General features: G+C 66.6%; 17 protein-coding genes. 9 read left to right on the top strand and 8 right to left on the bottom strand.

Translation table 11 applies throughout. The features are described 5' to 3' along the window. Positions 1 to 9: 9 nt before the first annotated feature. Positions 10 to 549: a sigma-70 family RNA polymerase sigma factor gene (locus tag LL06_RS20680; protein WP_035531234.1), complete on the bottom strand. Its 540-nt coding sequence runs from the start codon at positions 547 to 549 to the stop codon at positions 10 to 12. Positions 550 to 758: 209 nt separating this feature from the next. Between LL06_RS20680 and argB the strand changes: the two genes are divergently transcribed. The 3 genes from argB to LL06_RS20665 all read left to right on the top strand — a co-directional run bounded on the left by argB (position 759) and on the right by LL06_RS20665 (position 2,586). Then, entirely contained in the window at positions 759 to 1,655 is an 897-nt protein-coding gene (gene argB / locus LL06_RS20675; RefSeq protein ID WP_035531231.1) for an acetylglutamate kinase, read from the top strand. A 128-nt stretch (positions 1,656 to 1,783) separates the two neighbouring features. Next, positions 1,784 to 2,170: a MerR family transcriptional regulator gene (locus tag LL06_RS20670; RefSeq protein ID WP_035531228.1), complete on the top strand. Its 387-nt coding sequence runs from the start codon at positions 1,784 to 1,786 to the stop codon at positions 2,168 to 2,170. Next, complete coding sequence (locus LL06_RS20665) at positions 2,167 to 2,586, top strand: carboxymuconolactone decarboxylase family protein (protein WP_081964112.1); 420 nt, start codon at positions 2,167 to 2,169, stop codon at positions 2,584 to 2,586. Before LL06_RS20670 ends, LL06_RS20665 begins: the two co-directional genes overlap by 4 nt. A gap of 6 nt (positions 2,587 to 2,592) precedes the next feature. Here LL06_RS20665 and LL06_RS20660 read toward each other — a convergent pair whose 3' ends face one another. The 5 genes from LL06_RS20660 to LL06_RS20640 all read right to left on the bottom strand — a co-directional run bounded on the left by LL06_RS20660 (position 2,593) and on the right by LL06_RS20640 (position 7,278). Further along, a complete protein-coding gene (locus LL06_RS20660; protein WP_035531225.1) occupies positions 2,593 to 3,375 on the bottom strand; it encodes an isocitrate lyase/phosphoenolpyruvate mutase family protein in 783 nt (260 codons plus the stop codon). Continuing rightward, positions 3,372 to 3,893 carry a methylated-DNA--[protein]-cysteine S-methyltransferase gene (locus LL06_RS20655; RefSeq protein WP_052161776.1) on the bottom strand — a complete coding sequence of 174 codons (522 nt, stop codon included), beginning with the start codon at positions 3,891 to 3,893 and terminating at the stop codon, positions 3,372 to 3,374. Before LL06_RS20655 ends, LL06_RS20660 begins: the two co-directional genes overlap by 4 nt. A gap of 112 nt (positions 3,894 to 4,005) precedes the next feature. Then, positions 4,006 to 5,346: an alpha/beta hydrolase gene (locus LL06_RS20650; protein WP_081964110.1), complete on the bottom strand. Its 1,341-nt coding sequence runs from the start codon at positions 5,344 to 5,346 to the stop codon at positions 4,006 to 4,008. 65 nt (positions 5,347 to 5,411) lie between these two features. Next, positions 5,412 to 6,314 carry an EamA family transporter gene (locus LL06_RS20645; protein ID WP_035531223.1) on the bottom strand — a complete coding sequence of 301 codons (903 nt, stop codon included), beginning with the start codon at positions 6,312 to 6,314 and terminating at the stop codon, positions 5,412 to 5,414. Positions 6,315 to 6,459: 145 nt separating this feature from the next. Further along, on the bottom strand, positions 6,460 to 7,278 hold the full coding sequence (locus LL06_RS20640) for a GGDEF domain-containing protein (protein WP_081964109.1): 819 nt from the start codon (positions 7,276 to 7,278) through the stop codon (positions 6,460 to 6,462). Between the two features lie 283 nt (positions 7,279 to 7,561). On the opposite strand from LL06_RS20640, the gene LL06_RS20635 reads away from it, so the two are divergent. Next, on the top strand, positions 7,562 to 8,269 hold the full coding sequence (locus tag LL06_RS20635; protein ID WP_035531219.1) for a pyrimidine 5'-nucleotidase: 708 nt from the start codon (positions 7,562 to 7,564) through the stop codon (positions 8,267 to 8,269). 142 nt (positions 8,270 to 8,411) lie between these two features. Continuing rightward, positions 8,412 to 8,972 (top strand): EF-hand domain-containing protein, encoded by a 561-nt coding sequence (locus LL06_RS20630; protein ID WP_035531217.1) that lies wholly within the window; start codon positions 8,412 to 8,414, stop codon positions 8,970 to 8,972. A gap of 57 nt (positions 8,973 to 9,029) precedes the next feature. Here the strand turns inward: LL06_RS20630 and LL06_RS20625 are convergent, their stop codons facing one another. Continuing rightward, positions 9,030 to 9,884 carry an LOG family protein gene (locus LL06_RS20625; RefSeq protein WP_035531215.1) on the bottom strand — a complete coding sequence of 285 codons (855 nt, stop codon included), beginning with the start codon at positions 9,882 to 9,884 and terminating at the stop codon, positions 9,030 to 9,032. 144 nt (positions 9,885 to 10,028) lie between these two features. On the opposite strand from LL06_RS20625, the gene dapD reads away from it, so the two are divergent. The 4 genes from dapD (at position 10,029) to LL06_RS20605 (ending at position 13,152) form a co-directional block, all read left to right on the top strand. After that, the gene (gene dapD / locus LL06_RS20620; RefSeq protein WP_035531214.1) at positions 10,029 to 10,883 is read left to right on the top strand and encodes a 2,3,4,5-tetrahydropyridine-2,6-dicarboxylate N-succinyltransferase; all 855 of its coding nucleotides are present in this window, start codon (positions 10,029 to 10,031) and stop codon (positions 10,881 to 10,883) included. Positions 10,884 to 10,890: 7 nt separating this feature from the next. Further along, positions 10,891 to 11,271, top strand: a complete 381-nt coding sequence (locus tag LL06_RS26550; protein ID WP_081964107.1) for a DUF805 domain-containing protein — start codon at positions 10,891 to 10,893, stop codon at positions 11,269 to 11,271. A gap of 70 nt (positions 11,272 to 11,341) precedes the next feature. Then, the gene (gene dapE / locus LL06_RS20610) at positions 11,342 to 12,547 is read left to right on the top strand and encodes a succinyl-diaminopimelate desuccinylase (RefSeq protein WP_035531212.1); all 1,206 of its coding nucleotides are present in this window, start codon (positions 11,342 to 11,344) and stop codon (positions 12,545 to 12,547) included. Positions 12,548 to 12,549: 2 nt separating this feature from the next. Continuing rightward, the gene (locus tag LL06_RS20605; RefSeq protein WP_035531211.1) at positions 12,550 to 13,152 is read left to right on the top strand and encodes a hypothetical protein; all 603 of its coding nucleotides are present in this window, start codon (positions 12,550 to 12,552) and stop codon (positions 13,150 to 13,152) included. Between the two features lie 93 nt (positions 13,153 to 13,245). Here LL06_RS20605 and LL06_RS20600 read toward each other — a convergent pair whose 3' ends face one another. Then, complete coding sequence (locus LL06_RS20600; protein ID WP_035531208.1) at positions 13,246 to 13,716, bottom strand: chemotaxis protein CheW; 471 nt, start codon at positions 13,714 to 13,716, stop codon at positions 13,246 to 13,248. Between the last annotated feature and the right edge of the window lie 94 nt (positions 13,717 to 13,810).

Here is a 13,810-nt window from a genome sequence, read left to right as displayed (position 1 = left end):
GGTTGGTGCTCATCGGTTCAGGCACTCTCTCAGTTTCAACAGGCTGCGCCGCAGCCAGGTTCGCATTGTGTTGAGCGGCACGGCGTTCGCCTCTGCCAGCTCCTGGTAACTCAACCCCTCGACATAGGCGGCGACCACCGCCTTGGCCTTGTCGGCCTCCAGTTCGCCGAGGCAGGCCTCGATCCGCCGCGCCTCGCCGCTCATCGCCGCCCGGGCCTCCGGATCGGGATCCGGATCGGCCACATCGGGCGCCTCGTCATAGTCCAGTGTTGCCGGTTGGCGGGCCCGGATCATGTCGATCGCCTGGTTGCGGGCGATCGTCACCAGCCACGCCATGGCGGAGGCCTGGCCCACCCGAAAACTGCCGGCGCGCCGCCAGATGCGGACATAGACTTCCTGGACAGCGTCTTCGGCCTGGGCCCTGTCCTTGAGAATACGCATGGTGACGCCGAAAAGTTTCGCGGCCGTCTCCGCATACAGCGCCGAGAACGCCTTGCGGTCGCCCAGCGCGGTCTGCGCGATCAATCCTGAGAGGTCATCATTGCTCATGGGGGGCTTGGCTTCTCCGAGATTTCGATCAATCCATACCAGTTTAAGGCCCTGGTGAAACCCTCTACGCAAGAAATGCCGTCGCGGTTGTGGATCCGGCCGGGATTGCGGCATTGACTGCCGGAGTTGTTGCCGCCGCGACCGATTGCCGCTAAACAGCGCCGGACCTTTTTGTTCTTGCGCTCACGCCGAACCGGGATGCCACGCCAATGTCAGAGATCACCAGCGGCGAAGCCGCAACCCAGGCCCGCCTGCTTGCCGAGGCGCTGCCCTACATGCAGCGCTACGAGAACAAGACCGTGGTGGTCAAATATGGCGGCCACGCCATGGGCGACGCCGCGCTCGGCAAGGCCTTCGCCCAGGACATCGCGCTCCTGAAGCAGTCCGGCGTCAACCCGATCGTCGTCCATGGCGGCGGACCGCAGATCGGCGCCATGCTCGCCAAGATGGGCATCGAATCCAAGTTCGAGGGCGGGCTGCGCGTGACCGACGAGAAGACCGTCGAGATCGTCGAAATGGTGCTGGCCGGCTCGATCAACAAGGAAATCGTCGCGCTGATCAACGCAGAGGGCGAGTGGGCCATCGGCCTGTGCGGCAAGGACGGCAACATGGTCTATGCCGAAAAGGCGCAGAAGCGCTTCGTCGATCCCGATTCCAACATCGAGCGGATCCTCGATCTGGGCTTCGTCGGCGAGCCGGTGGAAGTGGACCGGACGCTGCTCGACCTTCTCGCCAAGTCGGAGATGATCCCGGTGCTGGCCCCGGTCGCGCCCGGCCGCGACGGCCACACCTACAACATCAATGCCGACACCTTCGCCGGCGCCATCGCCGGCGCGGTGGAAGCCTCCCGGCTTCTGTTCCTCACCGACGTGCCGGGCGTGCTCGACAAGGACAAGAAGCTGATCGACGAGCTGACAGTGAGCGAAGCCCGCGCGCTGATCGCCGACGGAACGATCTCGGGCGGCATGATCCCCAAGGTAGAGACCTGCATCGAGGCGATCGAGCGCGGCGTGAAGGGCGTGGTCATCCTCAACGGCAAGACGCCGCATGCGGTGCTGCTGGAACTGTTCACCGCGCATGGCGCGGGCACCCTTCTGGTTCCCTGAAAAAAGATGCCGAAAGCCGCTTGACCTGAACCGTACTCCAGCCCGTAGGCTTTGCGCAGACTGGCAATTGGAGAACAGGTGATGGCAATGAACACGGACGCGACGGCGATGCGGGCAGGCGTCCGCGCATGAAGATCGGCAGGCTTTCCGAGCTGACCGGGCTCAGCATAGACACGCTGCGCTACTACGAAAAGATCGGGCTGATCGATCCGCCCTATCGGGCGGGCGGACAACGGCTCTACGATCCCGACGCCGTGCGCTGGATCGATTTTCTCAAGGCGCTCAAGGCCACCGGCATGAGCCTCGAGGACATGAAGCGCTATGCGCTGATGCGGGCCAGGGGCAACGCCACCGCCGCCAACCGCCGGGTGATGCTGGAAAAGCAGCATGCGACGGTTCTCGCGCGCATGGCAGAGCTGCAGGCCTGCGCGGCGCTGCTCGAGCACAAGATCGCCAATTATCACGAGATCGAAGCCGCCCATGAGCGTGCCGACAGGAAAAGGACTGTGAAATGAACACGCAAACCGCCCTATCCGAGACTGCACCCGGCACCGCGCTCGAGCGCGGACGCGCCATCGTTGCCCAGATCAATCCCGGGCTCGAACAGGCGCTGGCGGCGAAATACGACGCGCAGTTTCCGGAATTTGCCGAGACCCTGGTCGAGTTCGCCTATGGCAGGCTTTACGCCCGCGAGGGGCTCGACCTGAAGACGAGGCAGATCGCCACGGTCGCGGCGCTGACTGCGCTCGGCGGGCAGACCGGGCCGCAACTGCGCGTCAACCTCGAACATGCCCTGGCGGCGGGCGCGAGCCGGCGGGAACTGCTCGAGGTCATTCTCCAGATGTCGGTCTATGGCGGCATGCCGGCGGCGATCAACGGCATGAACGTGGCGATGCAGCTTTTCGAGGAGCAGGACGCGGCTTCGGCCTGACCGCTGCTACCGGTCGACGGAGGCCGCCCGGAGCGCCTCGCGCGCGGCCTCCGTCAGCCGCTCGATCATCGCCCGGTAAGGATAGGGGCCGTGGCTGATGCGGCTCACGCCGAGGCTTGCCAGCGTTGCGGCATCGGGCACGCCGGGCCGCATGATGATATTGACCGGCAGCGGCGAGGCGTCGCACAGCGCCCCGATCAGGTCCTTCGTATCGAGACCCGGCGCGAAAAAGCCGCTGGCGCCGGCCTCCGCATAGGCGCGGGCGCGGTCGATCGCCTCCGGCATCAAGGCTTGATGGGCGCCGGCGTCCTTCTGCTTGAGGAACAGGTCGGTGCGGGCATTGAGGAACAGCTCGATGCCCCGCTCCGCCGCCATCGCCCGGATCGCGGCGATGCGGGCGACCTGTTCCCGGACCGGATGCAGGCCCTCGCCGCCCACCACCTGATCCTCGAAATTGAGGCCGACGGCGCCGGTGTCGAGCAGCCGACCCACATTGCGGGCGCCCTCCTGCGGATCGGTCGCATAGGCGCCCTCGAAATCGATGCTGACGGGCAAGTTGGTCGACGCCACGATCGACCGCGCCACCTCGAACAGGCGCTCGATCGGGATTTGCTCGCCATCGGCATAGCCGTTGGCGAAGGCCACCGGGGCGCTGCCGGTCGCGAGCGCTTTGGCGCCGGCGGCGGCAACGGCCCCGGCGCTGCCGGCGTCCCAGACATTGTAGAGGATGACGGGCTCGCCCTTCCGGTGCAGGCTTGCGAACAGTCTGGCTTTTTCATTCTGGGTCACTGTCTTTCCTCCGCGAACAATCCGACCGGCCGCATCCGGCCCTCATGGCGCAACAGCCATTTCTTGCGCCACAGCCCGCCGCCGAAGCCCGTGAGCGACCCGTCCGAGCCGATGCAGCGGTGGCAGGGGATGACGACGGGAAAGCGGTTGGTGCCGCAGTAGCGGGCGACCACGCGGATCGACTCGATCGCGCCGGTGTCGCGGGCGATGTCGCCATAGGAGCAGGTCTCGCCGAGCGGCACGTCGAGGAGCCTCGCCCAGACCTTGCGCTCGAGGTCGTTGCCCTCGATCTTCAGGGGCGTATGGAACTCGGCGCCGGTGCCGGCAAAATAGGCTTTCAGCTCGGCCTCGATCCGGACCAGCGGCGCGCTCAAACCCGATGACGCGAACGGCTCGGGCTCCGGGCGCCGATCATGAAATTCCAGTCCGAGCAGATGCGTTTCGTCGGCGACCGCCCGCATCGGGCCGATCGGCGTGTCGAGCCACAGCACGGACTGGACCTGGCGCTGTTCCGTCAAGGCTGCCTCCCGTGAGAATGCCGGTTGGAGGGCCATGCTATCCGCAACGGCGCCGGGGCTCAAGCTGGCGCGGCGGCACGATCACTGCCACGCTCAATAACCCGGATCCAGCTCAGCACTCGGTCCGTTCGCGATCGCAGCGCCGCGCCGGAGGCGCTCCCGCCAGTCCCAGGGTCAGTCCGGTGGCGACGCCGTCGATGCTGTCGCCGAGGCCTTGGCCCAGCCGCCGCGCCTGCGCGTCGAAGGTGTCGCGCGCCTTGGGGTCGAGGATGGCGATGGGGGCGGAGATCGCCATGCCCGCGGCGGAGCCCACGGTGTTTGACACGCTCAGGGCGGTCGCGCCCAGCTCCGCGCCGAGCCCCAGATCCTGGTCGGTCACGGCCTGGCCGTCGATCAGCCGCTGCCCCAGCAGCTTGACCACCTCGGGGCTGTCGGCGAATTTGGAATGGTTGAGGCGGTCGCCCACCTGCAGCGCGGAGAGATCGAGAACCGTGATCCCTCCGGCTTCGAACTCGTCGCGATAGAGGGGATTGGTGATGTCGACCTGGCCGAGCCGGTCGACATTGCCGGAGATCCGCCGCGACAGGGTCAGCGCGCGGTCGTCCTTGGAGACGAACACGGTGAAGTTCGGCCGTTTCGGCCCCATGTCGGCCAGTTGCTGGCGGAACACGTCCACGTCGAGATCGGGCGAGGCGAGGATGACATTGCTGATCTTGGACGGCACGCCGTCATGGCGGATCGCCATCTGCCTGAGCGATTCCATGGTGAGCCACGTGCCCATCGAATGGGCCAGGATGGTGACCTCCCTGATTTCCGGCGATTCGGTGGCCCCCTTCAGCAGCGCCTCCAGCGCCGAGCGGGAATAGTTGGTGCTTTCCTTGTCGTAGCCGTAATCGAACACGGAGCCGCGCGACGGCCAGGTGAACATCACCGGCGTGGCGTCGGTCCCCGAATCATGGGCGATCTGGGCGAAGCGGTAGACGGCGCTTTCATAGCGGGTGTTGAAGCCGTGCACGAAGATCAGCAGCCGCCCGGTGGGCGATTGGTTGCGCTCATACCAAGCGTCGACCTGGTCGACCGTGGTGAAGCGGCTGGCCGAGAGCGTGGCGAATTCGCGCGAGGGGTCTGCGGGCAATTTCCGCGGCCATTGCACCTCGCCGACCTTGCGGCTGGCTTCGGGCGGGATCGACACCACCAGTTCGTTGAAATCGACCGCATCGCCGCGCTCGCCCGAGTAAAGCAGGCCCGGATTGCCCGACGGGGCGCGGGTGGTGGCGACCAGGATCGAGACCTCGGTCGCGCCGGGCGCCGACTGGGCGACGGGCGTCAGCACGCCTTCGGGCGGGCTTGCGCAGCCTGCCAGCCCCACCGCGAGCAGCAGCAGGCCGGCGCGAAGCCTGGCTCCGACAGGTGCGGGCGGCGGCTGGATCGTGGACAGGCGGCAGGCAGGCATGGGAATCCCGTTCGGTTTCAAGACAGCGGCCGCGCCCGGGCGGGCCGCCATCGGCATCGTACGGCTCAGACCAGCAGGAGCACAAGGATACCCGCCACGATGAGAACGCAGCCGGCTATTTCGAGCTTGTTGACGTGCTCGCGGAAGACTAGCACCGACGATGCGAAGGTGAAAATCATTTCCACCTGCGCGAGCGCCTTGACCGCGGCCGCGGTCTGCAGCGTCATGGCCATGAACCAGCCGAAGGACGCGGTGGCGCCGACCAGGCCGACCAGCGCCGAGATCCTCCAGGCGGCGCGGATCCGGCCGAGCTCTCCGGGCGCCCTGAACCACATCCACACCAGCATGACGAGGGTTTGCAGGATGATCGACGCAAGCAGGGTGACGGCGGCCTGCATCATGAAGTTGGGGCCTTCGAGCGACAGCGAGGCGGCGCGGTAGGCGACGGCGGCGATGCCGAACATGGTGCCCGACGCCAGTCCAAGTGCGGCGGTGCGGGAGAACACCGAGCGCATGAGCGCCGAGGCGCCGGTCGCGGAGCGGGCGACGGAGATCAGCACGACGCCGACCAGGCTGATGGCGATGGCGGCGAGCGTGCCGCCGCTGACCCGGTCGCCGACGAATATCAGGCCGAACAGCGCCGCCTGGGCCGGCTCTGTGCGCGAATAGGCGGTGCCGACGGTGAAGTTGCGATGGCCGAACATCTGGATCAGCAGGGCCTGTGCGGCGATCTGGGCCAGCGCCGCGAGCGTGACCCAGAAGCCGAAGACCGGCGAGAGCCGGGGGATCGGATAGTCGAGCGCCAAGGCCAGCAGCGCCACGTAGCCCAGCGCGAAGGGCACGCCGAAGCCGAAGCGCACGAAGGTCGCGCCGGCGGTGCCCATCACTCCCTTGAGGTGCTTTTGCAGGACCGAGCGGATGTTCTGCAGGAACGCCGCGGCGATGGTGATGAGCACCCAGGTTTCCATCTTGGCGGTCTGAATCCTGTTCGAGGGGGACGGCGCCGCCGCCCGCCTCAGGGGACCGGGATGGCGGAGCGGCCGGCATGATCCAACGGGTCTACAGCCGGATGCGCATCGCGACAAGCCGGATGCGCGCCGAACAGGGCGGGCCTCAGGCCGCGCGGGTCACGCTGGTTTCGATGCGCACCTGATTGCGGCCGCCGCCCTTGGCCTCGTAGAGCGCGCGGTCGGCGGCGCGCATGATCTCCTTGGTGTGAGAGGCGCCGGCGAAGGCGGCGCAGCCGACGCTGATCGTGACCTTGAACGGCGTGCCGTCCGCCGTGGTCACCGACATCCGCTCGACATTGGCGCGGACCCGCTCGGCGATCAGCAGCGTCTCCTCCACGCCGGCGTCGCGCAGCACGATGGCGAATTCCTCGCCGCCGATGCGGGCGGCGAAGTCGGTGGGCCGGATCGAGCCGGATATGGCACCGGCAATCGCCAGCAGGGCGCGGTCGCCGGCATCATGGCCGAATTCGTCGTTGATCTGCTTGAACCTGTCGGCGTCGATCATCAGCAGATAGCCGCGGCCGGCTCCGCGCTTGATCTCGGACAGACGCTCGTGGAAGGTCTCGCGGTTGGCGAGGCCGGTCATGCCGTCATGGCTCGCCCGGTGCTCCAGCCGCTCGTGCGCGGCCTTGAGCTCGGCGTGAATCGCAAACAGGTTCCTGTGCGCCTCGTGCAGGGCCTGGTGCGCCAGCTCGAGCTCCAGCGTCTGCCGGTAAAACAGAAACGTCGCCGGCGGCGTCACCACCAGCGGGCAGAACCCGGCGATGGTCAGTGCCAGCCGGGTGCCGTCCGGGCCGGCGCCGAGCAGGAGCATGATCATGCCGGTGATCAGCACGGAAAGCGCCACCGACCCAACCGTCAGGACGCCGATCTTCCTGATCATGGCGCGGGAAATTGTCGGCGATCGGCCGGGAGACTGCATGTTAAGCGATTCCTGATGTCCGTGACGCGTCACATCGCAGGATAGTTTTGACAGCAGGTGTACAGACTAGGTAAATCTGGCGTTTACGGCCGGGCGGGGTGCCCCGGAATGAACCATGACAATCCGGCCGCGGGCGAAAGCCGGGCGATTCCGGCACAAAGCCTGCAAACGGGACCATATTATACTTTTCTAATATCCCCGGAAATTGATGGAACCGTTAACGCTTGACGGTCGAGGGTTCCGCCACAAGTATCACTCGTCCCACCAACCCACCGAGGTTCGCATGACCCATAAATCGGCCTTGCCCGATCCCGCCGATTTCGCCCATGTCACCGAATGGGTGTTCGATCTCGACAACACGCTCTATCCGCGCCACACCGACCTGTTCTCGCAGATCGACAAGAAGATGACGGCCTATGTCCAGGACCTGCTCGATCTCGATCACGACGCCGCGCGCTCCATCCAGAAGCAATATTACCGGGAGCACGGCACCACGCTGCAGGGCCTGATCCTCAACCACGGCATCAATGCCAGCGATTTCCTCGAGAAGGTGCACGACATCGACTATTCCTGGGTCAAGCCCGATCCGGCGCTGGGCGCGGCGATCCGGGCGCTGCCGGGCCGGAAGTTCATTTTCACCAATGGCGACACGCCACATGCGGAGCGGACGGCGCGGGCCTTGGGGATCCTCGACGATTTCGACGACATCTTCGACATCATCGCCGCCGACCTGCAGCCGAAGCCGGCGCCGGCGACCTACGACCGGTTTCTCGCCCGGCACGGGGTGCACAAGGACAAGGCGGCGATGTTCGAGGATCTGCCGCGCAACCTGGTGGCGCCGCACGAGCTGGGGATGCGCACCGTGCTGATCGTGCCCAACAATCTCGACCAGGTGCTCGACGAGGTCTGGGAGCACGAGGGCAAGGACGGCGCCCATATCGACCACATCACCGATGATCTGGCGGCCTTCCTGGCCGCCGCGGTGGCCTGAGCCCGGGCAAGGGCGCGGCAAGGCCTTGCGCCAAACCTTGCCAAGTTTTAATCCACATTACAGGGGTTTAAGTGGTGGCGGGCGCTGCGGCGGTCCACATTGGGGAGGCAAAATCATCAAGCCCCACTCGAGGAACCAGACCATGAAAAAACTTCTTCTCACCGCACTCGCCGCCGCCCTTGTCGCCTCCGTCGCGGCTCCCGCCATGGCCGCCCAGCGCGGCGACGGCCCCCGCAAGGGACCGCCCGTCGCCCGCATGATGGAACGCTTCGACGCCAACCGGGACGGCATCGTCCTGCCCGAGGAGATCTCGGCCCATCGCCAGGCCATGTTCCAGGCCGTCGACACCGACAAGTCCGGCACGCTGAGCGAGACCGAGCTCAAGGCCTTCGGCGAGCAGCGCATGGAGATGCGCCAGAAGAACCGCGAAGAGCGCCGCGCCGAGCGCGACGCCGGGAAGGGCGACATGAAGGGCAAGCCCGGCGACCGTGACGGCCGCATGGCAGGCAAGCACGACGGCAAGGGCCGGGACGACCGGCGCGGCGGCATGAGGATGGAGCGGATCGACGCCGACAAGAACGGCGAGATCAGCCTTCAGGAATTCACCGCCGTCGACAGCAAGATGTTCGAGCGCTTCGACCGCAATGGCGACAAGAAGATCGACATCACCGACTTCTATCGCGAGCGCGCCGACAACAACTGATCCCGCCGGATCAGACGCAAGATAGAGCCAGGCCGGACCCTGTCCGGCCTGGCTTTTTCATGCGGCGGAGGTGATCCCGTAATGCTCCTGGATGATCGACCAGGCGTCGGCGGCGGTGTCGACGAAGCTGATCAGGTCGAGATCGCCCGGCGAGATCGTGCCGAAATCGGCGAGCGCCTGGAAATCGACGATCCGGTTCCAGAACTCCGAGCCGAACAGGATCAGCGGCACATGCTCCATGCGGCCGGTCTGGATCAGGGTGAGCGATTCGAACAGCTCGTCCATCGTCCCGAAGCCGCCCGGGAAGATGGCGATCGCCCGGGCCCGCATCAGGAAATGCATCTTGCGGATGGCGAAATAGTGGAAGTTGAGGCTGAGTTCCGGCGTGACATACTGGTTGGGCGCCTGCTCGTGCGGCAGCACCACGTTGAGGCCGATCGAGGCCGCGCCGACATCGTGGGCGCCGCGGTTTCCCGCCTCCATCACCCCCGGCCCGCCGCCGGTGACCACGACGAACTCCTTGCCATCGGCGGCAAGCGAATGGGTCGAGCACAGCCGGGCGAAGGCGCGGGCCTCGTCGTAATATTTCGCCGCCGCGGTCAGGTTCTTCGCCTGGGTCTCGTTCTTGGCGGCCCAGGGCGCCTTGCCCGGCTCGGGAATGCGGGCGCCGCCGAACATCACCACCGTCGAGCGGATTCCGGCCTCCGCAAGGATGAGCTCGGACTTGAGCAGTTCGAGCTGCAGCCGCACCGGCCGCAGTTCCTCGCGGCAGAGGAACTCCTCGTCGGCATAGGCCAGCCGGTAGGTCGGCGACATGCTCTGCGGCGTTTTCGGCTGCCGTTCGGCGCGCTGCTTGTCCAGGCTGCTGTCGGCGAGTGGATCCCAGACCTGATTGGTACGCTTGGCATTCATCTGCAAATTCCCGTTCTGGCTTTGGCGGCGTCGGAATTGACCCCGCGCCCTGCCTCGCTTAGGAGAAGTGCAACCACGCTGACGGTCCGGCTCCCCGTGCCCATGGCCGTCACACTAGACGCTGAACCTTAAGGAATCGCCACGATGAAGCACGACCTGGCCGCCCTCGCCGCCACGATTGAAGCCGCCTTTGACAGCCGCGACTCCATCGCCACGACGACCACCGGGCCGGTGCGCGAAGCGGTGGAAACCGCGCTCAACCTGCTCGACAGGGGCGAGGCGCGGGTCGCCGAGCGCGGCGACGACGGCGTCTGGACGGTCAACCAGTGGCTCAAGAAGGCGGTGCTTCTGTCGTTCCGGCTCAATCCGATGGAAATCATCAAGGGCGGTCCGGGGGATGCGGTCTGGTGGGACAAGGTGCCGTCGAAGTTCGAGGGCTGGACCGCCAATGAATTCGAGCGCTCCGGTTTCCGCGCGGTTCCCGGCTCGATCGTGCGGCGCGGCTCGTTCATCGGCCGGAATGTCGTGCTGATGCCATCCTTCGTCAATCTCGGCGCCTATGTCGACGAGGGCACGATGGTCGACGGCTGGGCCACCGTCGGCTCCTGCGCGCAGATCGGCAAGAACGTGCATCTGTCGGGCGGCGTCGGCATCGGCGGCGTGCTCGAGCCGCTGCAGGCGGGGCCGACCATCATCGAGGACAATTGCTTCATCGGCGCGCGCTCGGAAGTGGTCGAGGGCTGCATCATCCGCGAGGGCTCGGTGCTCGGCATGGGCGTCTACATCGGCAAGTCGACCAAGATCGTCAACCGCATGACCGGCGAAGTCAGCTATGGCGAAGTGCCGCCCTATTCGGTGGTGGTGGCGGGCTCGATGCCCGGCTCCGCCGCCATGGGCAACGGCGCGGCGGCGCCAAATCTCTATTGCGCGGTGATCGTCAAGATCGTGGACGCGCAGACGCGCTCGAAGACCGGCATCAACGAACTGCTGAGGGATTGACAGCGCCATGGCGCGGCGACCCGGCTCCAGAATGCGCTGGCTGCTGTTCGGCGTTTCGGGCCGGCTGTCGCGGCTGACCTATGCCTGGGCGATGCTGTTCTGGACGCTGGTGCTGGCGATCCCGATCTCGGCGGCGGTCCGCGCCGCCCCCGACAGCACCGCGCTCACCCTGGCCGGCTTCGGCATTCTCCTGGCGTTCCTGCCGGCCGCGTGGTCGATCGCGGTGATGAGCATCAAGCGGCTGCACGACGCCGGCCTTCCCGGCATCCTCGCGGGTGTCCTGGTGATCCCGGCCGCGTCGCTGTTCATGCTGCTGATCATCGTGATCTGGCCCTCGGTCAGGGGGCCCAACCGCCACGGCCCGGCCCCGGACCAGCCGGGATACTGAGGGCGGTTGCGGACCGCCCGCCGTGGCGAGACCAGTCGACAGGTCCCGGCCAATCGGCTAATCACGAGACATGACCCTCACCGATCCCGCCCAGACCCTTGCCGCCCTGATCCGCTGCCCTTCCGTCACGCCCGAGGACGGCGGCGCGCTGGCGACGCTGGGCGAGATGCTGGGCGAACTCGGCTTTTCCAACGACCCCGTGACCTTTAGCGACGAGGGCACGCCGGATGTCGGCAATCTCTATTCCCGGCTGGGCACCGAGGGGCCGCACCTGATGTTTGCCGGCCATACCGACGTGGTGCCGGCCGGAGACCGCGAGGCCTGGACCCGCGACCCGTTTTCCGCCGATATCGTCGACGGCTTCATGTATGGCCGCGGCGCGGTCGACATGAAGGGCGGCATCGCCTGCTTCGTCTCGGCCCTGGCGCGGCTGATCGAACGCCGCGGCGCGCCGCAGGGATCGGTGTCGGTGCTGATCACCGGCGACGAGGAAGGCCCGTCGATCAACGGCACCGAGAAGCTGCTCGCCCATGCCGCCGCCAAGGGCGAGCGCTGGGACGCGGCGGTGGTGGGCGAACCCACCAACCCGAACGAGATGGGCGACATGATCAAGATCGGCCGGCGCGGCTCGCTGTCGGGCGTGCTCACGGTCGAGGGCGTGCAGGGCCACGTGGCCTATCCGCACCTGGCCGACAATCCATTGAGCGGGCTGGTGACGCTGATGGACGGCCTGCTCGACCCGCCGCTCGATGCGGGCAATGACCGGTTTCCGCCCACAAATCTGGAATTCACCAGCGTTGACACCGGCAACCCCGCCGCCAATGTCATCCCGGCGCGCACGACGGCGACGTTCAACATCCGTTTCAACGACATCTGGACGGCCGAAAGCCTCGCGGCGGAACTCCGCGCGCGGCTCGCGCGCGCCGCCAAAGACACGCGGCTGCGCGCCGGGCACGAGCCCGTGCGCTACCGGGTCGAATTTGCCCCGCGCAGCTCGCCCTCGTTCCTGACCCGCGACGACGCGCTGATCGAGACGCTGTCGGCGGCGGTCCGCGAGGCCACGGGGCGGACCCCGGCGCTGTCGACCACCGGCGGCACCTCGGACGCCCGCTTCATCAAGGATTACTGCCCCGTGGTCGAGTTCGGCCTGGTGGGGCAGACCATGCACATGGTCGACGAACGCGTCGCGCTCAGCGATCTCGAGAGCCTGACCCGGATCTACGAGACATTCCTGGAGCGCTGGTTCGACCACCGGTCCGCCGCCGGGATCCGCTGATCTTGGCGGGCACACTGGTTCCGTCGCGGGCGGAGGCCGGCCGCTCGCTGGCCGGGCTGTTCTATCTGATCCTGAAGCGGCCGGAGGGACTGCGGCTCATCGACGCCTCGCCGGACGGCTTCTGGCGGTCCTTCGGGGTGTTTGCCTGGGCCTGGCCGGTGCAGTGCTTCCTGTGGACCGGCATGTGGCGGGCGCTGCCCGACACCAGGCCCGAAACCGCGGGCGAGACGATCCGGTTCTTCTTCGTCTCGACCAGTTTCGACGTGGCCGCCTGGGTGGCGCCGGCGGCGCTGCTGTTCGCGGTCTCCCAGCTCTTCGGCCTGTCCGGAAAATTCGCCCAGCTCGTGGTGGTCACCAACTGGTACGGTCTGCTGTCGGCCTATGTCGGGTTCTTTCCCGCGGCGCTGCGCTATCTCGCGCCGCTGCCCGAGACGGCCAACGCCTTTGTCTCGCTGTTCGTCTATCTGGTGGTGATCTGGCTCTATTACCGGGTGATCCGCGCCTGCCTGGGCGGCGACCTGATGGTCCCGATCTTCATCACCGTGATGATGGTGATGACCGGGCTGATCGTCTCGGAACTGGCCTTCGACGCGCTCGGCGGGTGAACGCCCCGCAGTCACCGGGCGGAGGCCGCAAGGCAAACGCCGCGGCTTCGGGCGAAGACGCGGCGCGAAAGATCGGGCTTGGGACGACGCCTGTCAGGCGGCGATGTCCTCGGCGCTGGCGAACAGGGCGTCCAGATCGAGATAGCAGATCATCTGCTTGTCGTGCGGGATGATCGCCTTGGTCAGCGCGCGCTCGGCCGCCGGCAGCACATCGGGCGCGGGCTGCAGCTCGGAGGTGTTGACAGTGATCATGTCGGAGACATTCTCGACCAAGAGGCCCACCAGCTTGCCGGCGATGTTGGTGACGATGATGGCCGAGCGCTCGGTCGGCTCGATCGGCTGGAGGCCGAGACGGATCGCCATGTCGATCACCGGGATCACCGAGCCGCGCAGGTTGATCACGCCCAGCACATGCGGCGGCGAATGCGGCAGCGTCGTCGATGGCGCCCAGCCGCGGATTTCGCGAACCGACATGATGTTGACGCAGAAGACCTGCTTGCCCAGGTGAAACGAGATGATCTCGAGAAAGCCCGCGTCGGCCGAACTCTTTGTTATGTCTTGCATCAAAATTCCTCCCAGTCGTCATTGGACGCTGCGGTTGAGGTTGAGGACTTGGATTTGCCGGCGCCGAAGGCATTGGCGACGGAATTGAGCATGG

The sequence above is a fragment of the Hoeflea sp. BAL378 genome (assembly GCF_000759435.1).
Lineage (GTDB): Bacteria > Pseudomonadota > Alphaproteobacteria > Rhizobiales > Rhizobiaceae > Hoeflea.
Note: the sequence above shows the minus strand (reverse complement) of the source record. Positions and strands in the feature narration are given on the sequence as shown.